Annotated in this window: 26 protein-coding genes; 12 read left to right on the top strand and 14 right to left on the bottom strand. The window is 73.0% G+C overall.

What is annotated here, in order from left to right:
* Nucleotides 1-4: 4 nt before the first annotated feature.
* The 4 genes from ACFQW6_RS21635 to ACFQW6_RS21650 are packed head-to-tail and all read right to left on the bottom strand — an operon-like array spanning nucleotide 5 to nucleotide 2,080.
* Nucleotides 5-604 (bottom strand): dihydrofolate reductase family protein, encoded by a 600-nt coding sequence (locus ACFQW6_RS21635; protein ID WP_378550524.1) that lies wholly within the window; start codon nucleotides 602-604, stop codon nucleotides 5-7.
* The gene (locus ACFQW6_RS21640) at nucleotides 601-1,179 is read right to left on the bottom strand and encodes a maleylpyruvate isomerase family mycothiol-dependent enzyme (RefSeq protein WP_378550526.1); all 579 of its coding nucleotides are present in this window, start codon (nucleotides 1,177-1,179) and stop codon (nucleotides 601-603) included. The genes ACFQW6_RS21635 and ACFQW6_RS21640 overlap by 4 nt, the downstream gene beginning before the upstream one ends.
* Nucleotides 1,179-1,700 carry an SRPBCC domain-containing protein gene (locus ACFQW6_RS21645; protein ID WP_378550528.1) on the bottom strand — a complete coding sequence of 174 codons (522 nt, stop codon included), beginning with the start codon at nucleotides 1,698-1,700 and terminating at the stop codon, nucleotides 1,179-1,181. The genes ACFQW6_RS21640 and ACFQW6_RS21645 overlap by 1 nt, the downstream gene beginning before the upstream one ends.
* Nucleotides 1,697-2,080: an ArsR/SmtB family transcription factor gene (locus ACFQW6_RS21650; protein WP_378550530.1), complete on the bottom strand. Its 384-nt coding sequence runs from the start codon at nucleotides 2,078-2,080 to the stop codon at nucleotides 1,697-1,699. The genes ACFQW6_RS21645 and ACFQW6_RS21650 overlap by 4 nt, the downstream gene beginning before the upstream one ends.
* Nucleotides 2,081-2,205: 125 nt before the next feature.
* Here ACFQW6_RS21650 and truA point away from each other — a divergent pair, with 125 nt between their 5' ends.
* Genes truA through ACFQW6_RS21670 form a run of 4 tightly spaced genes read left to right on the top strand, consistent with a single transcriptional unit; the run spans nucleotide 2,206 to nucleotide 5,690 of the window.
* Nucleotides 2,206-3,042, top strand: coding sequence for a tRNA pseudouridine(38-40) synthase TruA (truA, locus tag ACFQW6_RS21655; RefSeq protein WP_378550532.1), 837 nt, complete (start codon nucleotides 2,206-2,208; stop codon nucleotides 3,040-3,042).
* Nucleotides 3,035-3,631: a class I SAM-dependent methyltransferase gene (locus ACFQW6_RS21660; protein WP_378550534.1), complete on the top strand. Its 597-nt coding sequence runs from the start codon at nucleotides 3,035-3,037 to the stop codon at nucleotides 3,629-3,631. The genes truA and ACFQW6_RS21660 overlap by 8 nt, the downstream gene beginning before the upstream one ends.
* Nucleotides 3,632-3,685: 54 nt before the next feature.
* The gene (locus tag ACFQW6_RS21665) at nucleotides 3,686-5,026 is read left to right on the top strand and encodes a TrkH family potassium uptake protein (RefSeq protein WP_378550536.1); all 1,341 of its coding nucleotides are present in this window, start codon (nucleotides 3,686-3,688) and stop codon (nucleotides 5,024-5,026) included.
* Nucleotides 5,019-5,690, top strand: a complete 672-nt coding sequence (locus tag ACFQW6_RS21670) for a potassium channel family protein (protein ID WP_378550538.1) — start codon at nucleotides 5,019-5,021, stop codon at nucleotides 5,688-5,690. The genes ACFQW6_RS21665 and ACFQW6_RS21670 overlap by 8 nt, the downstream gene beginning before the upstream one ends.
* A 25-nt stretch (nucleotides 5,691-5,715) precedes the next feature.
* Here ACFQW6_RS21670 and ACFQW6_RS21675 read toward each other — a convergent pair whose 3' ends face one another.
* The 3 genes from ACFQW6_RS21675 to ACFQW6_RS21685 are packed head-to-tail and all read right to left on the bottom strand — an operon-like array spanning nucleotide 5,716 to nucleotide 8,762.
* Nucleotides 5,716-6,657: a phosphotransferase gene (locus ACFQW6_RS21675; protein WP_378550540.1), complete on the bottom strand. Its 942-nt coding sequence runs from the start codon at nucleotides 6,655-6,657 to the stop codon at nucleotides 5,716-5,718.
* A gap of 47 nt (nucleotides 6,658-6,704) precedes the next feature.
* Nucleotides 6,705-7,469 (bottom strand): class E sortase, encoded by a 765-nt coding sequence (locus ACFQW6_RS21680; RefSeq protein WP_378550542.1) that lies wholly within the window; start codon nucleotides 7,467-7,469, stop codon nucleotides 6,705-6,707.
* Nucleotides 7,470-7,499: 30 nt separating this feature from the next.
* Nucleotides 7,500-8,762 (bottom strand): cytochrome P450, encoded by a 1,263-nt coding sequence (locus ACFQW6_RS21685; protein WP_378550544.1) that lies wholly within the window; start codon nucleotides 8,760-8,762, stop codon nucleotides 7,500-7,502.
* Between the two features lie 99 nt (nucleotides 8,763-8,861).
* Between ACFQW6_RS21685 and mgrA the strand changes: the two genes are divergently transcribed.
* The 3 genes from mgrA to ACFQW6_RS21700 are packed head-to-tail and all read left to right on the top strand — an operon-like array spanning nucleotide 8,862 to nucleotide 12,049.
* The gene (gene mgrA, locus ACFQW6_RS21690; RefSeq protein ID WP_378550546.1) at nucleotides 8,862-9,896 is read left to right on the top strand and encodes an L-glyceraldehyde 3-phosphate reductase; all 1,035 of its coding nucleotides are present in this window, start codon (nucleotides 8,862-8,864) and stop codon (nucleotides 9,894-9,896) included.
* Nucleotides 9,893-11,272, top strand: coding sequence for an FAD-dependent oxidoreductase (locus tag ACFQW6_RS21695; protein ID WP_378550548.1), 1,380 nt, complete (start codon nucleotides 9,893-9,895; stop codon nucleotides 11,270-11,272). Before mgrA ends, ACFQW6_RS21695 begins: the two co-directional genes overlap by 4 nt.
* A 42-nt stretch (nucleotides 11,273-11,314) precedes the next feature.
* Complete coding sequence (locus ACFQW6_RS21700) at nucleotides 11,315-12,049, top strand: N-acetyltransferase (RefSeq protein WP_378550550.1); 735 nt, start codon at nucleotides 11,315-11,317, stop codon at nucleotides 12,047-12,049.
* 3 nt (nucleotides 12,050-12,052) lie between these two features.
* On the opposite strand, the gene ACFQW6_RS21705 is transcribed toward ACFQW6_RS21700, so the two are convergent.
* Entirely contained in the window at nucleotides 12,053-13,306 is a 1,254-nt protein-coding gene (locus ACFQW6_RS21705; RefSeq protein WP_378550552.1) for an Nramp family divalent metal transporter, read from the bottom strand.
* 161 nt (nucleotides 13,307-13,467) lie between these two features.
* On the opposite strand from ACFQW6_RS21705, the gene ACFQW6_RS21710 reads away from it, so the two are divergent.
* The 5 genes from ACFQW6_RS21710 to ACFQW6_RS21730 all read left to right on the top strand — a co-directional run bounded on the left by ACFQW6_RS21710 (nucleotide 13,468) and on the right by ACFQW6_RS21730 (nucleotide 19,581).
* Nucleotides 13,468-15,147, top strand: coding sequence for an ABC-F family ATP-binding cassette domain-containing protein (locus ACFQW6_RS21710; protein ID WP_378550554.1), 1,680 nt, complete (start codon nucleotides 13,468-13,470; stop codon nucleotides 15,145-15,147).
* Nucleotides 15,144-16,169, top strand: coding sequence for a GNAT family N-acetyltransferase (locus tag ACFQW6_RS21715; RefSeq protein ID WP_378550556.1), 1,026 nt, complete (start codon nucleotides 15,144-15,146; stop codon nucleotides 16,167-16,169). The genes ACFQW6_RS21710 and ACFQW6_RS21715 overlap by 4 nt, the downstream gene beginning before the upstream one ends.
* Before the next feature lie 40 nt (nucleotides 16,170-16,209).
* Nucleotides 16,210-17,244 carry a hypothetical protein gene (locus ACFQW6_RS21720; RefSeq protein ID WP_378550559.1) on the top strand — a complete coding sequence of 345 codons (1,035 nt, stop codon included), beginning with the start codon at nucleotides 16,210-16,212 and terminating at the stop codon, nucleotides 17,242-17,244.
* A gap of 83 nt (nucleotides 17,245-17,327) precedes the next feature.
* Complete coding sequence (locus ACFQW6_RS21725) at nucleotides 17,328-18,722, top strand: glycosyltransferase (protein ID WP_378550775.1); 1,395 nt, start codon at nucleotides 17,328-17,330, stop codon at nucleotides 18,720-18,722.
* 34 nt (nucleotides 18,723-18,756) lie between these two features.
* Nucleotides 18,757-19,581 carry an LLM class flavin-dependent oxidoreductase gene (locus ACFQW6_RS21730; protein WP_378550561.1) on the top strand — a complete coding sequence of 275 codons (825 nt, stop codon included), beginning with the start codon at nucleotides 18,757-18,759 and terminating at the stop codon, nucleotides 19,579-19,581.
* On the opposite strand, the gene ACFQW6_RS21735 is transcribed toward ACFQW6_RS21730, so the two are convergent.
* The 6 genes from ACFQW6_RS21735 to ACFQW6_RS21760 all read right to left on the bottom strand — a co-directional run bounded on the left by ACFQW6_RS21735 (nucleotide 19,578) and on the right by ACFQW6_RS21760 (nucleotide 26,294).
* Entirely contained in the window at nucleotides 19,578-20,795 is a 1,218-nt protein-coding gene (locus ACFQW6_RS21735; RefSeq protein ID WP_378550563.1) for a WD40 repeat domain-containing protein, read from the bottom strand. The genes ACFQW6_RS21730 and ACFQW6_RS21735 overlap by 4 nt on opposite strands.
* Before the next feature lie 25 nt (nucleotides 20,796-20,820).
* Nucleotides 20,821-21,972 carry an acyl-CoA dehydrogenase family protein gene (locus ACFQW6_RS21740; protein ID WP_378550565.1) on the bottom strand — a complete coding sequence of 384 codons (1,152 nt, stop codon included), beginning with the start codon at nucleotides 21,970-21,972 and terminating at the stop codon, nucleotides 20,821-20,823.
* Nucleotides 21,972-23,108 (bottom strand): acyl-CoA dehydrogenase family protein, encoded by a 1,137-nt coding sequence (locus ACFQW6_RS21745; RefSeq protein WP_378550567.1) that lies wholly within the window; start codon nucleotides 23,106-23,108, stop codon nucleotides 21,972-21,974. The genes ACFQW6_RS21740 and ACFQW6_RS21745 overlap by 1 nt, the downstream gene beginning before the upstream one ends.
* 13 nt (nucleotides 23,109-23,121) lie before the next feature.
* Nucleotides 23,122-24,273: an acyl-CoA dehydrogenase family protein gene (locus ACFQW6_RS21750; RefSeq protein ID WP_378550569.1), complete on the bottom strand. Its 1,152-nt coding sequence runs from the start codon at nucleotides 24,271-24,273 to the stop codon at nucleotides 23,122-23,124.
* Between the two features lie 86 nt (nucleotides 24,274-24,359).
* Entirely contained in the window at nucleotides 24,360-25,667 is a 1,308-nt protein-coding gene (locus ACFQW6_RS21755; protein WP_378550571.1) for a S1C family serine protease, read from the bottom strand.
* A gap of 69 nt (nucleotides 25,668-25,736) precedes the next feature.
* A complete protein-coding gene (locus ACFQW6_RS21760; RefSeq protein WP_378550573.1) occupies nucleotides 25,737-26,294 on the bottom strand; it encodes a GNAT family N-acetyltransferase in 558 nt (185 codons plus the stop codon).
* Nucleotides 26,295-26,322: the final 28 nt, after the last annotated feature.

The following is a 26,322-nucleotide window of genomic DNA, read 5'->3' on the forward strand; positions in this document are numbered from 1 at the left end:
CCGGTCAACGGCGCACGCGGAACCGGAGGTGGAGCACGCGGTCGCCCTGGATGACGACCTCCGGGTCGTCGAGGAGGTGCTGGGTGTCGAGGGACCCGAAGTAGCGCTTGCCGGTGCCGAACACCACCGGCACGACGTCCATGGCCACCTCGTCCACGAGACCGAGGCCGAGGGCCTGACCGCCCACGTCGCCCGCGGCCACGGACACCATGCCTTCGCCGGCCAGCTCGCGTGCGGTGGCGATCGCGGTGCCCACGTCGTCGACGAAGTGGTAGGACGCCTCCGGGTGCCAGCCCTCGGGCTTCGGTCGGTGCGACACGACGACCACGTGGTCACCCGCCGGGGGACGTCCTTCCCACCCGTTGGTGATGTCGAACAGGTGGCGGCCGATCACCATGCTGCCGACCGAGTCCCACACCGGTCGGACGTAGTCGTACGACGTCTGCGACACGCGCAGTCCCCCCGGCGCCGGGTCGGCCATGTCCTGGGCGGCCAGGGGCCGGTCCCCGTTGAAGTACCACTCGAAGAGGGGGCCCGGATCATCGTGCAGGTCGGCGATGAAGCCGTCCAGCGAGACCACGTTGTTCATCACCACGGTGCTCATGGCGCGCCTACGCTCTCCGGGCGCCACGCGGGATCGCGACCGACGAAGCCCATCAGCCGGTCGACGACGGGCGCGTCGTCCGGCACGGGGACAGCGGGGCCGTACTGACCGGAGTCGCGCAGCACCCGGTCGAGGGGCCGCATGCCCTCCAGCAGCTGGTGGGCGAAGTCCTCGTCGAGCCGGGGGTCGAGGCCGCCGGCCCGGGCGAGGTCCCACGAGTGCATGAAGACGTCGCTCGTGTAGAAGCGGTCGACCGCGTCGGCGAGCCGGTGGCTGCCGGCGTGGGGGTGGGTGAAGGACTCCTCGCCCCGCTCCTCGATCAGCGCCTGCACGGCGTCCGCGTGGTGCTGCCAGGCCGAGGTCGGGTCGTCGGCGACCGACGGGCCGGCCGGCAGCTCGATGCCGCCGCCTGCCAGGAAGCGCGGGAACCAGTCGACGAGGTGCTCCACCACGTCGCGTGCGGTCCAGCCGTCGACCGGGGCGGGCGCGGCCCAGTCGCGGGTCTGCGCGACCAGCCGGCCGAACCCCCCGGCGACCGCCGCGTGGCGGTCGGCCGGGTCGTCCGGGAGTGCCATCAGAGCGCGCCCTCGGTGAGGAGCCGGTCGATGGCGGCGTAGCCGTCGTTGACGCCGACCTCCATCCCGCTGCGCAGCCAAGCGTCGCGGTCCTCGAAGGAGTCGCACAGGCTCACGGCGTGCAGCCGGGTGCGGCCGTCGCCGAGGTCCTCGAAGGTCATCGTCTCGAGCGCTACGCCGTCGGGCATCCCCTCCCAGGTGAAGGTCTGGACGAGCCGGTCCTCGCGCACGGTGTGGAAGCACCCGCGGAAGGACGTCGCGAACTCCTCGCGGCCGTCGGTCCCACGTGCGGTGTAGCTCCAGCTGCCGCCGTCACGGGCGTCCCAGTGGGTGATGTCGGCGCCCACGTCGGTCGGCCCGATCCACCGCGAGAACACCTCGGGGTCGGTGTGTGCCCGGAACAGCTGGGCGGGGGTGGCCTCGAAGTCACGCCAGATGTGGATGGCCGGAACGTGCTTGTCGGGGAGGATCGCGGCCTCGGGGAAGCGGGTGGTCGTGTCGGGGGTCTGCATGGTCGTCATGATGCGGTTCCTTCCTGCTTGCTGGGAATGGCGGTGTTGGTGGTCTTGCTGGAGATGTCGTCGTCCTGCATCCGCGCGAGCACGGCGTCGAGGCGCGAGAAGCGCTCCTCGGCCTGCCGGCGGTAGCGCTCGATCCACTTCGTCATGAGGTCGAACACCTCGGCTTCCAGGTGCACCGGACGTCGCTGCGCCTCCCGGGTCCGCGTCACCAGGCCGGCGTCCTCGAGCACCTTGAGGTGCTTGGAGACGGCCTGCAGGCTCACGTCGTAGGGCGCGGCCAGGTCGTTGACCGTGTGGTCGCCCTCGGTGAGGCGGGCGACCATGTCCCGACGGGTCGGGTCGGCCAGTGCGGCGAAGACACGGGAGAGCTGGTCGGTCACGAAGCACCTTCTTCAACTGATTGGTTGAATAGACCGTAGGCCGCCGACTCGCGCCTTGTCAACCATTTGGTTGAACAAAGTCGGCCGGGGGCGCGACGGGAGCGACGGCGTCCTAGGATCGCTGCGTGCGCCTGCGGATCGACTGTGCCTACGACGGCGCCGAGTTCTCCGGGTGGGCCACCCAGCCCGGACGTCGTACGGTCCAGGGGACGCTCGAGGCCGCGCTCGCCACCGCGCTGCGGGTGCCGGAGGTGAGGCTGACGGTGGCCGGCCGGACCGACGCCGGCGTGCACGCGCGGGGCCAGGTGGCGCACGTCGACGTCGATCCCGAGGTGGTCGTGGCCTCCGCCGGACGCTCGACCGAGCCGCCGCTGCAGTCCCTCGCCCGGCGCGTGGACGGGATCCTGCCGCCCGACCTGCGGGTACGACGGGTGGTCGAGGCGCCCGACGGTTTCGACGCGCGCTTCTCGGCGGTCTGGCGGCGCTACGCCTACCGCATCGCCGACGCCCAGGAGCTCGCCGACCCGCTCGTGCGCGGTCACGTGCTGACCTGGGGGCGCCCGCTCGACCTCGACGCGATGAACGAGGCGTCCGCGCCGCTGGTGGGCCTGCGCGACTTCGCCTCCTTCTGCAAGCAGCGGGAGGGGGCGACCACCGTCCGGACGCTGCTCGACCTCGACTGGCGGCGCGACGACGCCGGGCTCGTCGTCGGCTCGGTGCGCGCCGATGCCTTCTGCCACAACATGGTGCGCGCCCTGGTCGGCTGCCTCCTCGCGGTCGGCGAGGGCCGGCAGCCCCCCGGGTGGCCGGGCGAGGTGATGGCCGGCCGCCGGCGCGACCAGGGCGTGCGCGTGGTGCACGCCCACGGCCTCACGCTGGAGGAGGTCGGCTACCCCGACGACGACGAGCTCGCCGCCCAGGGCGAGCGAGCCCGAGCCCGACGAGAGGCGATCGATGACTGAGCACTACTTCTCCGCCGACCCCGGCGTGCCCTTCGAGCGGGAGAGCTTCACCGCCGAGCTGTGGGGCAGCACGCTGACCATCGACACCGGCTCGGGGGTGTTCAGCCGAGGACACCTCGACCACGCGACGGCGGTGCTGTTCAAGGAGCTCGAGCCGCCCGTGCAGGGCCAGTTCCTCGACCTCGGCTGCGGCTACGGGGTCATCGGGCTGGCGATCGCGAAGGCCGTGCCACTGGCCAACGTCACCGGCGTCGACGTCAACGAGCGCGCGCTGCTGCTCGCCAACGACAACGCCCGCGCCGCCGGCCTCGACTCGCGCTTCGTCGCCTGCCTGCCCGAGCAGGTGCCCGGCAACCAGGTCTTCGACGAGATCTGGTCCAACCCGCCCATCCGCATCGGCAAGGAGGCGCTGCACGAGCTGCTGCTGACGTGGCTCCCGCGCCTCGCGCCGGGCGGGCGCATGGTGATGGTCGTGGGCAAGAACCTCGGTGGCGACTCGCTGCAGCGGTGGCTGACCGAGCAGGGCTGGCCCACGGAGCGCCTGGCCAGCAGCAAGGGCTTCCGCGTGCTCGAGACGCGCCGCGGCTAGCTCGCCGCTACCGTGTGATGGCTTGGCCGTCCGGCCGCGTGGAGGAGGAAGTCCGTGCGCAGTCTCTGGGGCGGGGTCGCGCATCCGGCACGGATCGTGCCCCTCGCGTTCCTGGCCGCGATCGTGGTGGGCACGGCCTTGCTGTCCCTGCCGTACTCGACGCCGGGCCCGGCTCGCCCGCCCGTGCTGACCGCTGCCTTCACCACCGTCTCGGCGGTGTGCGTGACGGGACTGACCACAGTGGACACCGCGACGTACTGGTCGCCGTTCGGGCAGACCGTGATCATGGCGCTGATCCAGGTCGGCGGGTTCGGCATCATGACGCTGGCGACCTTGTTGGGCATGCTGGTCGGCGGGAAGCTGCGCCTCAGGTCGTCCCTCATCGCCCAGGCGGAGACGCACACCCTGAACATCGGGGACGTGCGGCACGTGGTGCGCCGGGTGGCGATGACGATGCTCGCCTTCGAGGCCGCGTTCGCGGCCGTCCTGACGCTCCGGTTCCGCCAGCGTTACGACGACACCTGGGGCGAGGCCGTGTGGCACGGCGTGTTCCACTCGATCTCGGCGTTCAGCAACGCCGGCTTCGCGCTGTACAGCGACAACCTCGTCGGGTTCGTCGCCGACGCCTGGATCATGTTCCCGATCTGTGCGGCGATCATCGCCGGTGGCATCGGCTTTCCCGTGCTGTTCGAGCTGCGCCGCCGCTGGCGTGCCCCGCACCAGTGGACCGTGCACACCCGGTTGACCGTCCACGGCTCGCTGATCCTGCTCGTGGCGGGGATCGGGGCGTTCCTCCTGCTGGAGTGGTCCAACGCGGGCACCCTCGGCGGACTGTCCCCGTGGGGGAAGGTCGTCGGTGGCGTCACCGGGGGCGTGGTGCCCCGTACCGCGGGGTTCAACAGCATCGACTACGCCGACATCACTCCCGAGACGATGGCGGTCAACTACGTCCTCATGTTCATCGGCGGCGGCTCGGGTGGTACCGCTGGTGGCATCAAGGTCACCACGTTCTTCCTGCTCGCCTTCGTCATCTGGTCCGAGGTCCGCGGTGAGCGCGACACCAACATCGCCCACCGCAGCATCGGCGGCTCCACGCTGCGCCAGGCGCTCACCGTCGTGCTGCTCGCGCTGGCTGCCATCGCCGTCGGGACCATGGCCATCCTGCTGGCCACCGACTACGCGCTCGACGTGGTGCTGTTCGAGACCATCTCCGCGTTCGCCACCGTGGGCCTGTCCACCGGGATCACCCCCCACCTGCCACCATCAGCGGAGATCACGCTGATGGTCCTCATGTTCGTGGGCCGCGTCGGCTCCATCACGGTCGCCTCGGCACTGGCTCTCAAGTCCCGGCACCGCCAGTTCCACCTGCCCGAGGAGCGACCCGTCATTGGTTAAGTTCAAGAAGCCCGCGTCCACGTCCGTCGTCGTCATCGGCCTCGGCCGGTTCGGCTCGGCCGTGGCCGAGTCGCTGGTCCGGATGGGCCAGGAGGTCCTGGCCATCGACGAGAACCAGGTGCTGGTGGACCGGTGGGCCGACGAGCTGACCCACGTCGCGCGGGCCGACACCACCGACGACCAGGCGCTGCGCCAGCTCGGTGTCGGGGACTTCGACCGCGCGGTCGTCGCGATCGGCACCGACATCGAGGCCAGCGTCCTGACGGTCCTGGCGCTCGCCGAAGCAGGCGTGCCCGACATCTGGGCCAAGGCCATCACCCGCAAGCACGGCGCGATCCTCGAACGGGTCGGCGCCCACCACGTCATCTACCCCGAGTTCTCCATGGGTGAACGCGTCGCGCACATGCTCACCGGCCAGATGATGGACTACATCGAGTTCGACGACGAGTTCTCCATCGCCCGTACCCTCGCCCCGTCGTTCACCTGGGGCAGGACCCTGGCCGAGTCCGCCCCGCGCAGCAAGTACGGCGTGACGATCGTCGGTGTCAAGCGCACCGGTGAGGACTTCGCCTACGCCCGACCCGACACCTCGGTCGAGCGCCACGACCACCTCATCGTGTCCGGACCCACCACCAAGGTCGAGAAGTTCTGCAACATCCAGTGACGCGCAGGTGGCCGAGCGCCACCGCCTAGGGCTTGCCGTCGAGGAACATCTTCAGCCGGGTGTGCGTCTGGCCCGGGTCCTGGGGCAGCGCCCCGTTGACCGCGCGGCACACCCAGCCCAGGCGCATCGCGATCGCGGCCGCCTCGCGCAGGTGGGCGACGGTGGTGCCGTAGTGGACGGCGTACGGCCCGAGGTAGGCCGCGAGGTGCGGGCGGAGGTCCTCGGAGTCCTCCACGTCGTCGACGCCCCACGCGATCACGCCCTCCAGCGTCACCGCGAGGGTGAAGAAGGGGTGCGAGACGCACGCGTCGCCCCAGTCGAGCACCTGGTGCACGCCCGCGCCGAGGAAGACCTGCCCGTCGTGGAGGTCGTCGTGCTGGACGGTCTCGCGGATCCCGAAGGCGGCCAGCCGGTCGCACAGGTCGGCGATGGCGTCGGCGTCCGGCAGCCGCGGGTCGGCACTGTCGAGCTGCGCGAGCAGGGCGTCGTACGCCCCGGGCAGGGTGGGCAGCCGGCGGTCGGGCAGCCCGGCGGCGAGCAGCTCGTCCACCTCGTCCTCGCACGCGATCTGGACCCGGGCGTACGCCTCCAGCACGTCGAGCCAGCGCTCCAGGCTCCGCTCCTCGACGATCACGTCGCGCAGGCGTGGCCCGGCGTCCGCGAGTAGCAGCCACCCGGTGCGCGGGTCGCTGGCGAGCGGCATCGGCACCCGTCCCGCGGAGCGCGGCGCGACCAGTGCGGTGACGGCCGCCTCGTGGCGCATCGCGTCGTCGTTGGCCTTGAACCAGACCGGTCCTTCGTCCGTCGGCACCCGCAGGACGGTCGACCAGTCGGTCACGTGCGGCTGCTCGACCGTGCCGACGACGGAGCGGCCCTGCTCGGCGAGCCGGTCGTCGACCCACGCCCGGGCGGCCGCCAGGAAGGCCGGGTCGCGCCACCTGGCGCTGAGCTGGGACGTGTCGGGCATGACCCGCATCCAACCCCGGGCCGCCCGTTGCGGGCAACGGGGTTTCGTCAGGCGGGGCGGGTCGCGACCAGGACGCCGATCTTGTCGATCCGGTGCTCGGGGTTGTCGAACTCGTCGGACCAGTAGTTGCCGTTGGCATGGTCCTCGAGGGTCGCGCAGGTGGAGAGGGTGATCATCGGCTGCGTGGCCGTCTCGCCCGGTCGGCCCGGCACCGGGGCCCGCTGCGCGCGGAGCGAGGCCGGCTGCCGGAACGACGTCCAGCGGGTGCGCCGGACCTCGTAGACGAACACCGTGTCGCCCGTGCGCACCTGGATCCGGTCCCCCTTCGACAGCGACGGCGAGTAGCGCAGGGGAGCGGTCCCGGTCAGCCGGTGCCCGGTCACGATGTAGTTGCCGACCTCACCGGGTCGGGTGCCGCCGCTCGGTCCACGCGGCGAGGCCATCTCGCCGGCGTTCTGCAGCGCGGTCCCGGGGGCGTCGTCGGGCGTCCCGCGGTAGCGCACGACCGGGAAGTCGCGCAGGCCGATCGCCGGGATCGTGACGAAGGAGCGCCGCGGCTCGGGGACCGCCACCGGATCCTCTGCGGGCTCCTCGGTGGGCTCCTCGGTGGGCTCCTCGGTGGGCGAGGCGGACCCACTCGGGCCGGGCGGACTCGTGGTCTCGGTGGGGGTCTCGGTGGGGACGCTCGTCGTACGCCGCTCGCGCGGTGCCTGCGTCGAGCCCTCGCCGGACGGCTGGCTGCCCTCGCCCGAGCAGCCGGAGACCACCGCGACCACGGCCGCGGCGAGGAGGGCGACCGCTCGTCCTGGCACCGTTCCACCGTACGCAGGACGTGGTGGGCCTCAGCCGAGCCGGACGGGCAGCGCCTCCACGCCGTGGACGACGGCGAGCTCGGTGAACCGCAGGTCGGCGGGGTCGCAGGCGAGCGCCAGGTCCGGGAAGCGGCGGGCGAGGGCGACGAGCGCGGTGCGCAGCTCCATGCGGGCCAGCTCGGCGCCGACGCAGCGGTGCATCCCGTGGCCGAAGGCCAGGGTGCCGGCGACGGCGGAGGTCGGGTCGAACTGCTCGGGGTCGACGCGGTGGGCAGGGTCTCGCTCGGCACCGGTCAGCGAGACGAGGACGATGTCGCCCTGCTGGACGACCTGGTCGCCGACGCTGACCTCGTGGCGCGCGATCCGGGGGAACGCCATCTGTACCGGGCACACGAAGCGCAGCAGCTCCTCGACCACCCGGTCGACGTCTGCGGGCTCGCCGCGACGCAGCGCGTCCCAGGCGGCCGGGTGCTGGAGCAGCACCCAGGTGCCGAGGGAGAGCATGCTGGCGCTGGTCTCGTAGCCGCCGAGGAAGACGCCGTCGGCCAGGCCGCCCAGCTCGACGTCGTCGAAGTCGGCGCCGTGGTCGGCGACCATCCGGGCCACCAGCCCGTCGGGCAGGTGCGGACTGCGGCGCTCCGAGGCGACCAGGTCGATGAGGAACTGCCGGGTGCCGGCGGCGGTGTCGAAGAGGCCTGCGCCCCCGTCCCGCAGGTCGAAGCGGGCCGCGCCGTGGCGCCGGAACTCGTCGCGGTCGACCTCGGGCATGCCGAGCAGGTCGCAGATGACGCCGAAGGGCACCGCGAAGCCGAAGCGCGCCGCCAGGTCGACCTCCGGTCCGTGCGCGGCCATGTCGTCGAGCGCCGCCTCGACGACGCGGTCGATGTCGTCCTGGAGGTCGGCCAGCCGGCGTCTCGTGAAGTAGGGCGTGAGCACGCCACGGAGGCGTCCGTGGTCGGGCTGGTCGGTCATGCCGAGCCCACCGATCCGCTCGGCGGGGGCCCGGTCCTGACGGCCGATGATGTCGCGCACGTCGTTGGCGAACGACGCCGAGTCGGCCAGCACGGCCCGCGCGGCGTCGTACCCCGTGACCAGCCAGACGCGGGTGCCCAACAGGCTCGCGAGGCGCACCACCTCGCCGCGTTCGCGCGTCCTGGCGAGCCGGGCGACGGGGTCGACCCCGTCGCGCTGGAGCGGGAACCGGATGCTCGACGGCACCCGGCGCACGTACGGAACCCGCCGCGCGGTCGAGAGCGCGAGCTTGAAGGCGGTGCCGCGCAACGAGGAGGTCATGCGCCCAGTGAATCCCACCTGCACCATCACCGTCGATCAGGTACAACCCCGGTCTGCCCCGGGGGCGCCCCCGACCGCGGACCGGGCAGGATGTGCGGCATGGCCTACGACGCAGCCCCCGACAGGTACGACGAGACCACCGGGATGCACTACCGGAGGACCGGCCGCAGCGGATTGAAGCTGCCGGCGCTGTCCATCGGCCTGTGGCAGAACTTCGGCACCGACCGGCCCGAGGAGACCCAGCGCGCGATCCTGCGCCGGGCGTTCGACCGCGGCGTCACCCACTTCGACCTCGCCAACAACTACGGCCCGCCCTACGGTCGGGCGGAGGAGAACGTCGGCCGCTACCTCGCCGACGACTTCGCGCCCTACCGCGACGAGCTGGTGATCTCCACCAAGGCGGGCTACGACATGTGGCCGGGGCCCTACGGGCAGGGCGGCGGCTCGCGGAAGTACGTGCTCGCCTCGCTCGACCAGTCGCTGGCCCGGATGGGCCTCGACTACGTCGACATCTTCTACAGCCACCGGTTCGACCCCGAGACGCCCGTCGAGGAGACGATGACGGCGCTCGACACGGCGGTGCGCTCGGGTCGCGCGCTCTATGCGGGCATCTCCTCCTACTCCCCGGAGCGGACGCACGAGGCGGCCACGATCGCGCGCGAGCTCGGCACGCCGCTGCTGATCCACCAGCCGTCCTACTCGATGCTCAACCGCTGGATCGAGGGCGGGCTGCTCGACGAGCTCGAGGAGCAGGGGATGGGCTGCATCGTCTTCACCGCGCTCGCCCAGGGCCTCCTCACCGACCGCTACCTCGACGGCGTCCCGGCCGACTCACGGGCGGCCCGCGACGACTCGACGATCGCGGGGTTCGACGACGAGACGCTCGAGCGCGTGCGGTCCCTCAACGCCATCGCCGAGGGGCGCGGCCAGAAGCTCGCCCAGCTGGCGCTGCAGTGGGTGCTCCGCGACGACCGGGTGACGAGCGCGGTGATCGGCGCGTCCAGCGTCGAGCAGCTCGACACCAACCTCGACGCGCTCGAGGCGCCGCCGCTGACCGAGGCCGAGCTCACCGAGATCGACCGGTTCGCTGTGGACTCGGGCGTGAACCTCTGGGCGAAGCAGACCGAGGCGTGAGCGAGCGCCCCGGGCGCCGCGTCGTCGTCGTCGGCGCGGACGCCGTCGGCATGGGGGCGGCCCACCAGGCGCTCCGCACGGCCGCGCGCAGGGGCGAGGCGTTGTCCGTCACGGCCCTCGAGGCGAGCGGCCACACGTCCTACAGCGCCTGCGGGCTCCCGTACTGGATGGCCGGGGACGTGGGCAGCGGCGACGACCTCGTGGCCCGCACGGCCGAGGAGCACCGGAAGGCCGGGATCGACCTGCGGCTCCACACCGAGGTCGTCGCGGCGGACCTCACGGCCCGCACGGTGACGACGGCTGCCGGCGACGTGGTGGAGTACGACGACCTGGTGGTCGCGACCGGCGCCCCCGCGGTGGTGCCCGACTGGGCCAGGCGCCCCGACGGGACGACGTACGAGGGGGTGGGCGTGGTCAAGACCCTCGACGACGGGGCGGCGTGGGTGCGCAGCTTCGCCCGCGTCGGACCGGGCGCGCACGTGGTGGTCGTGGGCGCCGGCTACGTGGGCGTCGAGGTCGCCGAGGCGGTGCTCGACCAGGGCTTCGGCGTCACCGTCCTGACCCGCACGCGCGGCATGGGGATGCTCGAGGACGAGATGTCCGAGCGGGTCAACACCGGCCTCGTCGACGCCGGCGTCGAGCTGGTGCTGGGCGCCGAGGTCACGGGTCTCGAGCTCGACGGCGACCGGGTGACCGGCGTGCGCTGGGAGGGTGGCTCGCGGGAGGCCGACCTGGTCGTGGTGGCGATCGGCGTGCGGCCGGCGACCGACTTCCTCGCGGGGAGCGGCCTGGAGATGACCGACGACGGCGCACTGCGGCCCGACCCGCACGGCCGGGTGGCCGACCACGTGTGGGCCGCAGGGGACTGCTGCGAGGTGCGCCGCCGGATCGACGACCAGTGGGTCTTCCGACCCCTCGGCACCCACGCCGCCAAGCACGGCCGGGCCCTCGGCGACAGCCTGGCCGGGGGCGACCTCTCGTTCGACGGGATGGTCGACACGTCGATCACCCGCTTCTCCTCGGGTGGGGTCCACCTCGAGATCGCCCGCACGGGCCTGTCCCGCGCCGACGCGGAGGCCGCCGGGCTCGACCCGGTGGCGCTGGTCACCGACGGCACGACCGCCGCCGGCTACATGCCCGAGGCCGAGCCGATCGCGATCTGGGTGATGGCCGACCGCGGGTCGCGGCGGCTCCTCGGCGTGCAGGTCGTCGGCGGGCACGGCGCCGGCAAGCGGATCGACACCGCGGCCGCCGTGCTCTGGGCGGGCGGCTCCGTCGACGACCTCGCCTGGATGGACCTGTCCTACGCCCCGCCGTTCGCGACCACTTGGGAGGTCCTGCAGATCGCGGCGCGCCGCGTCGCCGAGCGCCTCTGAAAACCGCGGGCGCCCGTCGTCCGGCTCGGTCAGGATGACGCCATGGACCTCGAGCTCTTCACCCTCGCCGAGCGGCCCGACCTCATGGACACCTTCTGGGACATGGAGACGTCGTGGCCGGAGTTCATGAAGCACGACCCCATCGGCAACGGCTACTACGCCTCGCTCGAGCACTTCCGCGAGTACGTCCTGGTCTGCCTCGACGAGTCGGGCCGGATGGTCGCCAAGGCGCACTCGGTGCCGTTCCAGCTCCCCGAGGGCGAGCTGCCCGACGCCGGTTGGGACCACGCCATCCGCAGCGGCCTGCTGACCGAGCTGTGGGGCGAGGAGCCCGACGCCGTCAGCGCCGTCGAGATCGCGATCGAGCCGGGCCTGCAGGGCTCCGGCCTGTCCGGGCGGATCGTCGCGGCGCTGCGCGACAACGCGGGTCGCCTCGGCTTCTCGGAACTGCTGGCGCCGGTGCGGCCCAACGGCAAGACCGACGTGCACGAGCCGATGGCGGACTACGCCGCCCGCACCCGCGACGACGGCCTGCCCGTCGACCCGTGGCTGCGCGTCCACGTCCGGGCCGGCGGACGCATCGACCGGGTGGCGCCGCGCTCGATGGTCATCCCGGGCACCGTCGGGGAGTGGCGCGAGTGGACCGGGCTGCCGTTCGACACGACCGGCCCCGTCGTCGTACCCGGAGCGCTCGCGCCGGTGATGTGCGACGCCGAGCACGGCACCGCGACGTACGTCGAGCCCAACGTCTGGGTCAGGCACCCCACCGGGTCATGAGCGTCATGCTCCGTCGACGGCCTTGCGGACCTCGTTGATGCACAGGGCGATGAACGCCAGGGCGCAGAGGGCCATCAGCACGTTCGAGTGCAGCTTGTTGCGCCACTCGGCGGGCGTGCGGTCGGTGTTGAGCAGCCACAGCAGGGTGACCGCCAGGAAGGGCATGAAGAAGGCGCCGAGCACCCCGTAGGCGAGGATCAGCCAGACGGGCTTGCCGAGGAACATCATCACCATCGGCGGGAACGTCAGCCACAGGATGTAGACGCGGTACCACTTCCCGCCGGCGCGGGCGTCTGCCGCGTCGCCCTTCGTCACGTTGGTCATGAAGTCGGCGAACATCAGGCTGACGCCGTTCCACACGCCCACCAGCGACGACATCGCGGCGGCCCAGAAGCCGACGAGGAAGAGCTTGCCGGCCCACTCGCCGTAGCGGTCCTGCAGCACGACGCCGAGGTCGACGAGGCCCTGGTCGCCGCTCTCGATGGCGACGCTGGTGGAGTAGAGCAGCTCGGCGCCGACGACGAGGGTGGCGAGCACGAAGATGCCGGTGACGACGTAGGCGACCGAGTTGTCGATCCGCATGACGCGCATGTAGCGCGGGGTGTCCCAGCCCTTCTCGCGCAGCCAGTAGCCGTACGCCGCCAGGGTGATCGTGCCGCCGACGCCGCCGGCCAGGGCGAGCGTGTTGACCAGTCCGTCCTCGGGGATGCGCGGAGCGAGGCCGGTGAGCAGCTCGCCGAGGTTGGGCAGCGTCAGCAGTGCGGCGCCGACCATCGTGACGAACATGATGCCGACGAGGGCGGCGAGCACCTTCTCGAAGACGCTGTAGCGGCCGGTCCAGACGAGCACCAGCCCGAGGAGGCCGGACAGGATGCCCCACCACGTCGTGGACAGGCCGCCGACGAGGCCGGTGAGCGCGAGTCCGGTGCCGGCCATGGCGGCGGCGCCGTAGACGAAGCCCCAGACCACGATGTAGGGCGCGAAGTACCAGGTCGTCCAGGCGCCCAGCGAGCGCCAGCCCTCGAAGATCGTCCTCCCGGTCGCCAGCGAGTAGCGACCGGCACCCTCGACGAGGACGATCTTCATGATGCAGCCGACGACCACGCACCACAGCAGCGTGTAGCCGAACTTCTGCCCCGCGATGAGGGTCGCCACCAGGTCGGCGGCGCCGACGCCGGTGGCCGCGACCACCAGGCCGGGGCCGACGATCTTCCAGCGGGGGACGGTGGACTGCTCGGTCGTCGAGGGACTCGCCATGGGCACGCACCTTACGTCGATGGTCTGGACCAGTGGCGTGGGAGGTGCTGGGTCCTGGCACGAGCCCAGTGCGGTGATCCTGGTGCACCTGGTACATCACCAGCACCGCACTGTCGGTTATCCAGGCGACGAACCGCGGGGTGGCTTGCGACAATCCTCGCGTGGGTCACGTGGATGTCGCCGGGGTGCGCTACGAGCTGCCGGACGGGCGGGTGCTGCTCGACGACGTCAGCTTCCGGGTCGGCGACGGGCAGAAGGTCGCGCTGGTCGGCGCCAACGGCGCGGGCAAGACCACCCTGCTGCGGATCGTCACCGGCGACCTCAAGCCGCACGCGGGCGTCGTGACCCGCTCGGGCGGCCTGGGCGTGATGCGGCAGTTCGTCGGCCACGGAGGAGCCGACGAGACGGTCGCCGACCTGCTGCTGTCGGTGGCGCCGGCCGACGTACGCCGGTGGTCCGAGGAGGTGGCGGCCCAGGAGCTACGGCTGATGGACGACGACAGCGAGCCGGTGCAGATGGCGTACGCCGAGGCGCTGGGTCACTACGGCGACGTCGGGGGCTACGACCTCGAGGTGGTCTGGGACAAGGTGACCACCGCCGCGATGGGGATGCCCTACGACCGGGCCCGCTACCGCGCGCTCACCACGCTGTCCGGCGGCGAGCAGAAGCGGCTCGTGCTGGAGTACCTGCTGCAGGGCCCCGACCAGGTGCTGCTGCTCGACGAGCCGGACAACTACCTCGACGTGCCGGGCAAGATCTGGCTCGAGGAGCGGATCCGCGAGTCGCCCAAGACGATCCTCTTCATCAGCCACGACCGCGAGCTGCTCAACAACACCGCCACCCGGATCGTGACGGTCGAGCTCGGCAGCGCGGGCAACCTGGTGTGGACCCACCCCGGTGGCTTCGCGAGCTACCACGAGGCGCGCGCCGAGCGGTTCGAGCGCTTCGAGGAGCTGCGCCGCCGCTGGGACGAGGAATACGCCAAGCTGCGCGCGCAGATGCTGATGTACAAGCAGAAGGCGGCCTACAACTCCGACATGGCCAGCCGCTACCAGGCGGCCCAGACCCGGTTGAAGAAGTTCGAGGACGCCGGGCCGCCCACCGAGCAGCCGCGCGAGCAGCAGGTGAAGATGCGCCTCAAGGGTGGGCGCACTGGCAAGCGTGCGGTCGTGTGCACCGACCTCGAGCTGACCAACCTGATGAAGCCGTTCGACCTCGAGGTCTGGTACGGCGAACGGGTGGCGGTGCTCGGCTCCAACGGGTCCGGCAAGTCCCACTTCCTGCGGCTCCTCGCTGCCGGCGGCAGCGACCCCGACGTCGAGCACCAGCCCGTCGGCGTACCTCCCGCCCCGGTCGCGCACACCGGCAGCGCCAAGCTGGGCGCGCGGGTCCGGCCGGGCTGGTTCGTGCAGACGCACGAGCACCCGGAGCTGGTCGGTCGCACCCTGCTCGAGATCCTCCACCGCGGCGACGACCACCGCGACGGGATGGGACGCGAGGCGGCCAGCCGGGTGCTGGACCGCTACGAGCTGGCACACGCGGGCGAGCAGAAGTTCGAGTCCCTCAGCGGTGGGCAGCAGGCGCGGTTCCAGATCCTGCTCCTCGAGCTGTCGGGGGCGACGCTCCTGCTCCTCGACGAGCCGACCGACAACCTCGACGTGCAGTCCGCGGAGGCGCTGGAGGCCGGGCTCGAGGCCTTCGACGGCACGGTGCTCGCGGTGACGCACGACCGGTGGTTCGCCCGGGGCTTCGACCGCTTCCTGGTCTACGGCGCCGACGGCGAGGTCTACGAGCCCGACGGCCCGGTCTGGGACGAGGGCCGGGTGTCGCGAGCCCGATGAGCCTGCGCATCGATCCGGTCGACCCGAGCGACGACACGGCCTTCGCGGCCTGGCACCACGTCTACGTGACCTCGACGAAGCACGAGCTCGGTGAGGTGGCGACGCCGTGGCAGCTGGAGGAGCTGCGGGTCACGATGCAGGGCGTGGGGAGCCACAGCTGGTCGGGCGCCTGGTCGGCCGTCGCCGACGGGGTGACGGTCGGAGCGGGCTGGATGCGGACGCCGCTGCTGGACAACCTCGAGCTGGCCGAGCTCGACGTCCACGTCCTGCCCGAGCACCGCCGCGGCGGCACCGGCTCGGCGTTGCTGGCCCTGCTCGAGGACGAGGCCCGCTCGCGCGGGCGTCGGGTGCTGACCGGTCTCTCGTCGTGGCCGTACGACGCCGGGACCGGTGGTGCGGGAGCCCCGGGGCCCGAGTTCGCCCGGGCGCGCGGCTACGACCTCGCGCTGTCGGAGGTGCAGCGCGAGCTCCGGCTGCCGGTGGACGACGACCTGCTGGGCCGGCTCGCCGACGACGCGGCCCGAGCCCATCCGGCGTACGTCCTGCGGTCCTGGAGCGGCCGCGTGCCCGACGACCTGCTGCAGGGCTGGGCCGAGATCACCTCGGTCCTCGCGACCGAGGCCCCCACCGGCGACCTCGAGCTCGAGCCTGAGGCGGCCAGCACCGCCGCCGTCCGCGAGCGCGAGGACACCGCCGCCAGGCAGGGGCGGACGAAGTACAACACCGTCGCGCTGACGTCGTCGGGGGAGGTGGTGGCCTACTCCGACCTCGCCACGACGGTCCACGAGCCCGGACGTGCCTACCAGTGGGGCACGCTCGTGCGCCGCGAGCACCGCGGCCACCGGCTCGGCGTCGCGGTCAAGGTCGCCAACCTCCGGCTGCTGCAGCGCGAGCGTCCCGACATCACCAGGCTGACGACGTACAACGCCGAGGTCAACCGCCACATGATCGGGGTCAACGAGGCGATCGGCTTCCGGCCGGTCGCTCGGCTGGGTGACTTCCAGAAGAAGCTGCACGCCTAGGGGGGAGGTCGGGTCTGTCCAACCTCGGCAGGATGAGCGCGTGCTCAGGCCGGCCCCCCACCTCCGCGACGCCGATCCCACGGCGCCCCACCACCTGCTGCTCGGGCCCGACACGCACGGGGTCACCCGGTACGCCGGCGAGGTGGCGGACGCTGCGCGCGCACCCGTCGTCCGTGATGTCGCCGAGCTGGCGCCGGGAGCACCGGTCCACCTGCACCTGACCGACCGGCTGCTGGGCCGCGACCCTGTCGACGCGGCGACGGCGGTCGAGCAGCTCGCCCGGCGTGTGCGCCTGACGGTCACGCTGCACGACGTCCCGCAGCCGACCGACGGACCCGTCTTCGCGGCCCGCGCCGCGGCGTACGGCCGGATCGTGCGCGCGAGCCACGCGTGGGCGACCAACTCGTGGCACGAGCACGCCCTCGTCGACCGGTGGAGCGCGTCGGGGGCGCGCGGGACCGTCATCCCGCTGCCGGTGCCTGTCCCGGCGGGCCTCGACCGACAGCCCGGTCCGTCCGGCCGTCCGACCGTCGGAGCCGTCGCGACGGCGCCGGTGGTCGGCGTCTTCGGATTCGTCTACCCCGGCAAGGGCCACCGGCAGGTGGTGCGCGCGGTGGCCGCGCTGCGCCGCGCCGGGACGATGGCGTCCGTCCGCGTCCTCGGTGACGCCGCCCCGGGCCACGCCGACGAGGTCGAGGCGCTGGTGCGGACGAGCCGGGACCGCGGCGTGCCCGTGGAGGTCACCGGCCGGGTGCCGGAGGACGAGCTGGTCAGCGCCCTGCGCGGCGTCGCGGTCGGCGTGACGGCGCACCGCAACGTGTCCGCGTCCGGGAGCCTCAACTCGTGGATCGCCGCGGGGCGGCGGCCCCTCGTGCGCGACGGCGCCTACGCCCGGGAGATGGCGGCACTCCGCCCCGGCACCCTCACCCTCTTCGACGACGCCAGCCTGGTGCCGTGCCTCGACGCCGCGCTGCGCCGACCGACCTCGACCTGGACCTCACCCGCCGCCGACCTCGGGCCGCGGCTCGAGGACACGGCAGCCGCCTACCGGGCGTGGTGGGCGACGGTCGGTTGACCGCCCCGCCCTACGGCACCTCGGTGCCGGGCAACCGCTGGGACCTCGCGCCCGACGCCGCCCGCCGCCGGCGGGTGTCGGTGGTGGTCACCCACTTCGAGCAGCAGGACCAGCTCGACCGCACGCTCGCGGCCCTGCGCCGCCAGACGCGCCCGCCGGACGAGGTCGTCGTCGCCGACGACGGGTCGCGACGCGCGCCCACGGTGCCGGCCGGCGTGCGGCTCGTGCGGCAGCACGACGAGGGCTTCCGGGCGGCTGCCGCGCGCAACCTCGGCGCTGCCGCCAGCACCGGCGAGCTGCTGGTGCTCCTGGACGCCGACACCGCTCCCGAGCCCGCATTCGTGGAGCGCATGGTCGCCCTCCCCGAGGCCCTGCCCGAGGCCCTGGTCGTGGGTCGCCGCCGACACGCCGACCTCGCGGGCACCTCGCCGGAGCAGCCGATCGAGCAGGTCGCGCCGCCGCTCGAGCTGACCGATCCCGCCTGGCTGCGCGACGCATATGCCGCCAGCCGCGACCTGCTCGACGCCGACGCCAGCAGCCACCGCTTCGTCATCACCGCGGTCCTGGCCTGCAGCCGGTGGTGGTACGACGAGGTCGGCGGCTTCGACGAGACCTTCCGCGCCTACGGCGGGGAGGACTGGGACTTCGCCCACCGGTCGTGGACCGCCGGCGGCCTGCTGGCGCACCGGCCCGATGCCGTCGCCTGGCACGACGGCCCCGACGCGGGCGCGCGGGAGCACGACGCGGGCGCACGACTGGCCGAGACCGTGGCCGTCGCCGATCGCACGTCGGCGCCGAGCACGACGTGGCGGGGCCTGGCACGCGGTCCGGTCGACGTCGTCGTCACCTGCGCCCCGGACCTGGCCGACGCCGAGCTGCTCGTCACGGTCGACTCGCTGCTGGCCGCGCTGCCGCGAGCCGTCGTACGCCTCTCCGCGCGGCACCGCGACCTGGTGGGCACCGACCCGCGGGTGGTCGCAGCCGACGCGGACCTGCCTGCCGCGGCGCGGCTGCACCTCGAGGTGCGCCGGGGCCTCTTCGGTGACGCCGGGGCCTGGCTCGCCCTCCTGGACGGCCTCGACGGCTCCGCGGCGTCTCGTGCGATCGGCGACGGCCGAGCCGCCCTGCAGGACCTGCGCCTCCTGCGCCGCGCCGCGCGGTGGGGTCGCCCCGACCTGGCTCCCGCGGGACCGTCGCTCGCCACGTCCCTCCATGCCTGGACCGAGGACGTCACCCTCGCGTCGTGGCTCGGCGGCTGGGCGGGCGCATCCACGGCACGCGAGGCGGGTACGGCGTCGCAGAGGCTAGGAGGCCCACCCATGAGCAACCCGTCGAACGAGTCCGACGCCGGACGACGCCAGGACGGCACGGACCACAGCACGGACCACGAGCAGGAACCCGTGGGGGCCGAGGTCGGGATGAGCGACGAGGGCAGCACCTTCGAGCCCGAGGAGGACCCGGAGGGTCACGCGGACTGACGGTCGCCCACGAGCCGCGTGCTCGAATGGCGTCATGACCACGCACCGCGGCCTCTTCGTCGCGCCCTTCGACGCCCTGGCCGACCCGAGGATCATCGGCGACCTCGCCGCCGAGGCGGAGGCGGCCGGCTGGGACGGCTTCTTCGTCTGGGACCACCTGCTGTACGGCGACCGGGTGGCGGCGATCGCCGATCCCTGGACCTGCTGCGCGGCGGTCGCCATGCGCACCGAGCGGCTGCTGTTCGGGCCGATGGTCACCCCGCTGCCGCGCCGCCGACCGCAGGTGCTGGCCCGGCAGGCCGCCAGCCTGGCCGTCCTGTCCGGTGGCCGCTTCGTGCTGGGCCTCGGGCTCGGCGACGACTGGGTGGGCGAGTTCAGCGCCTTCGGCGACGAGGCGGACCCGAAGGTGCGCGGCCGGATGCTGGACGAGGGACTCGCGGTCCTGACCGGCCTGCTGAGCGGTGAGGCCGTGGACCTCGAGGGTGAGCACCACGCCGCGCGCGACGTCCGGTTCCGTCCGGCGCCGCGGGTGCCTCTCTGGCTCGCCGGCCGCTACGGCAACCGGGCTCCGCTGCGGCGGGCGGCGTCGTACGACGGCTTCTTCGTCATCGGTCTGGACGGGCCCGCCGACCTCGACACCGTCACCGCGGACCTCGCCGCCCACGGTCCGGGGCCCGGTTTCGACGTGGTCGTCGACCTGCAGCCCGACCAGGACCCCGACGTGTGGACGGACCGCGGGGCGTCGTGGGTGCTGACCCGCGTCGGACCGTACGACCTCGACGTCGACGAGGTGCGTCGGATCGTCCGGGCGGGCCCGCGGACCCGTGCGGTCCGGGAGCAGGTCCAGGAGCAGGTCTAGGAGCGCCGGCGGCGCACCGCGACGCGCGCCACGTACCAGGCCAGGAGGCCTGCCGCGACCGCCAGCACGCCGCGGAGCGCCCAGGGCCAGGGGCCGCGGTCCACGCCGTCGGGGTCGACGACCTCGAGGGAGCCGGCGACCGACGAGGCGAGCTGGAAGCGGCCGACGCCGTAGGAGCCGAGGTCGTCCATCCGCATGAGCGCGCGCGGCCGGCTGCCGTCGAGCGGCACCCCGGAGAGGACCTGGGCGTCTGTCCCGTCCACCGCGAGCACGGCGAGGACCTCGCCGGACCCTGCCCAGCCCAGCACGCGGCCCGGTCCGGTCAGCGGGAGCCGCACCGGGTCGGGCACCGCGCGCCCCTGCCCGCTCGGGTCGACGAACGTCAGTCCGGTCGGGGTGCCCGGGGCGTCGAGGCCGGCCGGCGCGATGGACGGCTCCACGCTGGTGACGGCGAGCAGCCGGCCGTCGGGCGACCAGGCCGCGGGGCCGGCGAGCACACCGTCGACCTCGAGGCTGCGCGAGCCCCCGTTCTGCAGGTCCACGACCGTGACGCCGCCGGACTGCTCGATGGCGAGCGCGGCGCCGTCGGGGGAGAAGGCTGCTGCGGTGGCGGAGCCGTCGAGCTCCAGGACCTCGGCGGAGTCCTCGGGGAGGTCGAGCAGGGCGACGTCGCCGGTGATCCGACCGCCGGAGTAGGGGCTCGTGGCCTCGTCGGAGACGAGGCTCGCCAGGCCGTCGCCGTCGGCGGACCACGCCAGCGGCACGACGCTGCGTCCCGCGGGGAGCTCGTACGACGTCGTCCCCCCGGTGGTCAGCTCGACGACGACCACGTCGGGCCGCTCGGTGTCGTGGTCACCGACCGCCACGCGGGTGCCGTCGGGCGAGAGCAGCATCGGTGCCGGGTCGCCCTGGGTCTCGGAGCCGGCCCGCTCCTCGGCGACGTCCACGCGGCGGTAGGTGTCGCCACCCGCGCCCAGGACGACCGCCTGCGGGAGGTCGAAGAGCTCGACGCCGTAGCCGTGCTGCCACATCGCCACGACCGGGCCCGGCGGTGAGGACGACACCGACCCCGTCACGTGCGAGTAGCCCGCCATCTCCTCCGGCACCGAGGGCGTCGGTGCGGGTGCCGGGCCGCCGCCCGGCCCGGTGAGGACGACGACGATCCCGGCGACCACGGCACCGACGATGGGTGGCACTGCGTCTGCCGGGAGCACGCCCGGAGTCTAGGGGCGTACGACGTCAGCCGAAGGCGCTGATGCCGGTCTCGGCGCGGCCGATGATGAGCTTCTGGATCTGCGACGTGCCCTCGTAGAGCGTCATCACCCGCGCGTCCCTGAGGTACTTCGCGACCGGGAAGTCGTCGACGTAGCCCGCCCCGCCGTGCACCTGGATCGCGTCGTTGGCCGCCCGCACCGCGGCCTCCGACGCGAACAGCTTGGCCTTGGAGGCCGCGACCCCGAAGGGCTCGCCGCGGTCGATGAGGTCGGCGCACCGCCACGCCAGCAGCCGGGCGGCGTCGGCGTCGAGCGAGATGCCGGCGATCAGGTCCTGCACGAGCTGGAACGACGCGATCGGCTTGCCGAACTGCGTGCGCTCCCGGGCGTACGCCACCGACGCCTCGAGGCAGCCCTGCACGATCCCGACGCACCCCGATGCGACCGCGAGCCGGCCCTTGTCGAGGGTGCCCATCGCGATCGGGAACCCGCGGCCCACCTCGCCGAGGCGGGCCGAGTCCGGGACGCGTACGCCGGACAGGAACAGCTCGGCGGTCGCCTGGCCCCTCAGCCCGAGCTTGTTCGTGATCGCGCGCGCCTCGAAGCCGGGGGAGTCGGTCGGGACGAGGAACGCCGTCACGCCGCGCGGGCCGTCGTCGCTCGTGCGGGCGAAGACCAGCGCCACGTCGGCCCAGGTGCCGTTGGTGATGAAGAGCTTCTGCCCGTCGAGCACCCAGTCCGACCCGTCGCGGACCGCTCGGGAGGTGAGGTTGCCCGCGTCGGAGCCGGTGCCGGGCTCGGTGAGCCCGAAGCAGCCCAGCGCCGTGGCGGAGGCGAGGCGGGGCAGCCACTCCTGCTTCTGCTCCTCGGTCCCGTGGTCGAGGACCGACTTGCCGACCAGCCCGCTGCTCACCGAGACGATGCCGCGCAGCGCGGAGTCGGCCCGGCCGAGCTCCTCCATGGCGAGGGAGTAGGTGACGTAGTCGCCCCCGACGCCGCCGTACTCCTCGGGGATGGTGAGCCCGAAGAACCCCAGCTCGGCCATCTTCGGCACGATCGCGAGGTCGACCGACTCGTCGTGGTCCCACTGCATCCGGTGGGGGACGGCCTCGCGCTCCAGGAAGTCGCGGGCGAGGTCGCGGAAGGCCTGCTGCTCCTCGGTCAGCGAGAGGTCCATCAGACCGCGTCGACCATCGCGTGGTCGGTGACGCGGGCGGCGAGCCGCGTGAGGTGGTGACCGGCGTTGCCGAGCCACTGCTCGAGCACGGTGAGGTGGGCGGTGCCGACCCCGACGGCGTACTCCGCGGTCATGCCAATGCCGCCGTGGAGCTGGATGGCCTCCTGGCCGATGTGGCGTGCCGCCCGGGACACCTGGAGCCCGACGCGGTCGGCTGCGTCGGCCACGACCTCCCGGTCGCCGCCGGCGATCGTCATCGTCGCCCAGTCGACGGTGCTGTGGGCGAGCTCGAGCGAGACGTACATGTCGGCGGCACGGAAGGTGAGCGCCTGGAAGGTGTTGAGCGTGACGCCGAACTGCTTGCGGCTCTTGAGGTAGTCGGTCGTCGCCCGGACCTGGCTCTGCATCACCCCGAGCGCCTGGTTGGCGCCCATGATGCGCGTCAGGTCGCTGATGGTGGCGATGCTCGGCGACAGGTCACGACCGGGCTCGCCGAGCGGCGTGGCAGCGCTCGCGTCGAACCGGACGCTCGCCGCGCGGGTGAGGTCGGCCGCGACGTAGCCGGTGACCGACGCCGCGGAGGCGTCCACCACGAACACGCCGGTGCCGCCGTCGGGAAGGGCGGCGGGGACGACGAGGTGGTCGGCGGACGCACCTCCCATGACGGGGTCGGCCACGCCGTCCAGCGTCCAGCTGGCGCCGGACACCGAGGCGCGTACGCCGTCCGCGCGCGAGGCCCAGCGACCGCCGGGCGAGGTGTCGGCCGCGGCCAGCACGATCTCACCGGCGCTGAGCCGGCCCAGCAGGTGGGCCTTCTGCTCGGTGGTCCCGACCGCCGCCACCATGCCGCCGGCGTGGACGACGCTGGAGAGGTAGGGCTCCGGGGCGAGCACCCGGCCGAGCTCCTGGCACACGATCCCGATCTCGACGGGCCCGGCGCCGACGCCGCCGTCGGCCTCGCTGAACGGCAGCCCGAGGACGCCCATCTCGGCCAGTCGGCCCCACAGGGCACGGTCGAACCCCGGGTCGTCGGCCACAGTGCGGCGCCGCGCCTCGTGGTCGGCGTACGCCGTCGCGAGCAGGCCGCGGACCGCCTCGCGCAGGGCCTGCTGCTCGTCGTCGTAGGTGAAGTCCATCTCGACAGTCCCCTCAGAGTCCCAGGATCGTGCGGCTGATGATCTGGCGCTGGATCTCGTTGGACCCGCCGTAGATCGAGGCCTTGCGCAGGTTGAGGTAAGTGGGCGCGGACCGCCGCGCCCAGCCCTCCTGCGGCGAGTCGTCACCGGCGCGGGCGGCGAGCGAGGCCGGTCCGGCGAGGTCGAGCGCGAGCTCGCTCACGGCCTGCTGGAGCTCGGTGCCGCGCAGCTTGAGGACCGACGAGGCCGGGTGCGGAGCGCCGTCCGAGGAGTGCGCCACCACGCGCAGGGCGGTGAGCTCGAGGGCGAGCAGGTCGTTCTCGAGCTCGGCGACCCGGGCCCGGACCAGGGGGTCGTCCATCAGGGGACCGGCATTCGCCTTCAGGGCAGCCAGCGCCCGCTTGGTCGCGCCGACGGGCGCGACGCCGACCCGCTCGTTGCCGAGCAGGAACTTGGCGATGGTCCAGCCGCCGTTGAGCTCCCCGACCAGCAGGTCCCCCGGCACCCGCACGTCGGTGAACCACACCTCGTTGACCTCGTGGCCGCCGTCGATGAGCTCGATCGGCCGGACCTCGACGCCCGGGGTGGTCATGTCGATGAGCAGCATCGAGATGCCGGCCTGCTTCTTCACCTCGGGGTCGGTGCGCACGAGCGTGAAGATCCAGTCACCGTGCTGGCCGAGCGTGGTCCACGTCTTCTGGCCGTTGACCACCCAGTCGTCCCCGTCGCGCACCGCGGTCGTGCGCAGGGACGCGAGGTCGGAGCCGGCGTCGGGCTCGGAGAAGCCCTGCGACCACCAGATGTCGAGGTTGGCCGTGGCGGGCAGGAAGCGCTCCTTCTGCTCCTGCGTGCCGAAGTGGGCGATGACCGGCCCGATCATGGAGGCGTTGAACGCCAACGGGATCGGCACGCCGGCGCGCTGCATCTCCTCGTGCCACAGGTGCCGCTGGAGATCGGTCCAGTCCTGGCCGCCCCACTCGACGGGCCAGTGCGGCACGGCCAGCCCCTCGGCGTTGAGGGTCTGCTGGGCCTCGACGATCTGGTCGCGGGTGAGGTGGCGCCCCTCGAGGACCGTGTCACGGATCTCCGACGACACCTTGGTCGTGAAGAGCTCCCGCAACCTCTCCCGGAACTCCGCGTCCGCAGGGCTGAGCTCGAGCTGCATGTGACTCCTCGGGTCGGGATCCGGGCGCGCACGGCAGAGGGCCGGCCGCACCATCATGGCGCGGCCGGCCCAAACCGGTGCGGGGCTCAGCCCTGTGTCGCGTCGGAGTCCAGCACGAGGTCCGCGGTCTGCTCCTCGCCGCCGCTCGTCCAGGTGACGCTCACCGAGTCACCCGGGCGGTAGGAGCGGATGGTGGCGACGAGGGAGTCGGCGCCCGTGATGCGGTGGTCGTCGACCTTGGTGATCACGTCGCCCGCGCTCAGTCCCGCCTTCTCGGCGGTCGAGCCGGCGGTCACCTCGCGCACCACGGCCCCCGCGGCGTCGCCCGTCTCCGCGTCACCGACCTGGATGCCGAGCCGCGCGTGCGTCGGCGTCTCGCCCGCGGCCATCTGGTCCACGATCGGCATCACCTCGTCGATGGGGATCGCGAACCCGAGCCCGATCGAGCCCGAGGCGGACTGGCCGCCGTCGGGGGACTGCGACGCCGCGGTGCGGATCGAGGAGTTGATGCCGATCACCGCGCCGGTCAGGTCGACCAGCGGACCTCCGGAGTTGCCGGGGTTGATGGCGGCGTCGGTCTGGATCGCGGGGTACGTCGTGGAGTTGCCGAGGTCGTCGGAGCCGACGTTGACCGGACGGTCGAGGGCGCTGACGATGCCGCTCGTGACGGTGGCGTCGAGACCGAACGGCGACCCGATGGCGACGACGCCCTCGCCGACACCGAGGTTGGCGGACTTGCCGATCGTGGCCGGGGTGAGGTCGGTGACCCCCTCGGCCTTGATGACGGCGGTGTCGGTGAGCGGGTCGGTGCCGAGGACCTCGGCCTCGGCGCTCGTGCCGTCGTCGAAGGACACGGTGAGGCTGCCGGCCTCGGCGCCCTCGACCACGTGGTTGTTGGTCAGGATCGTGCCGTCGGCGGTGAGGATGATGCCGGAGCCCGACGCGCCACCCTGGGCCGTGGCGACGTCGATCTTGACGACGCTGGGCAGCACCTTCTGGGCCACCGACTCCACGGACCCGTCGGCCGCCGGGGCCTGCGACTGGGACGACACCTGCGACGTCGACACGGGGCTCGCCTGCGAGGAGCCGCCCGACCCGTCCTGGGTGGCGTCCCACCAGGCGGCACCACCGATGCCGGCACCTCCGCCGACCAGCAGGGAGGCGGCGACGACGGCGGCGGCCAGACCCGTCCGGCCCCGCCCCGTGCGCTCACGGGGCGGCGCGTGGGTGGGCTGCTGGAGCGGGAGCCCGGTGTGCCCGGGGTGGGTGGGCTGCAGGGGCTGCGTGGGGTGCGAGTCCGTGCCGGTCCACCCGGAGGACGCGCGCTGGTACGGGTTGTCGCCGGCGGGTCGCGGCTGCTGGCCGCCGTGCTGGGGGGTCTGTCCGTCGCTCATGTCCTCCACGATGCGTCGGTACCCTGTGGACGGCCTGAGAACGCGCTGGGAAGGTGGAGAAACCTGGGTTCAGCGGGTGAGCTCAGGAAGCGCCAGCCACTCGGCCCAGGTGAGGTCACGGCCGACGTAGCGGGGATGCTCCAGCGGCCAGTCCGTGGCGATCCAGCGCGGGACGAGCTCGTCGAGCGCCGCCTCGAGCTCGGTGCCCACGCACTCGTCCACCACCCACCACGAGATCTCCGCGTCGGCCCCCGGCTTCTCGGGCGGGTCGATGTAGACGCAGCCCAGCAGCGCCGTCTCGTCGGTGTCGAGGAGCGCGTAGTTGAAGGACTCGTGCGTCTCCATCTCCGCCGCGTGGCGGGCCAGGTCGGCACGGTCGGCCTCGTGCGTCATGTCGGCGGGTGGCCACCCCCACGCCTCGCCGTAGATGCTCCAGAGCCGCTCGCGCGAGCCCATGACGGCGACCATGTCGAGGTCGGTGTCCTCGGCGCGGATCGGCCGCAGGTGGTGCCCGAACGGGACCTCGACCCGGGTCGGGTGGCGGAAGTCGGCGGGTAGCCAGGACGAGCCGCCAGGCGTGGCAGGTGTGGTGGGTGTGCTGGGTGTGCTGGTGGGCGGTGACGACACGGGGTGTCCTCTCGGTGGTCATCGGGGT

The organism is Nocardioides sp. GCM10028917 (genome assembly GCF_042666175.1).
Lineage (GTDB): Bacteria > Actinomycetota > Actinomycetes > Propionibacteriales > Nocardioidaceae > Nocardioides.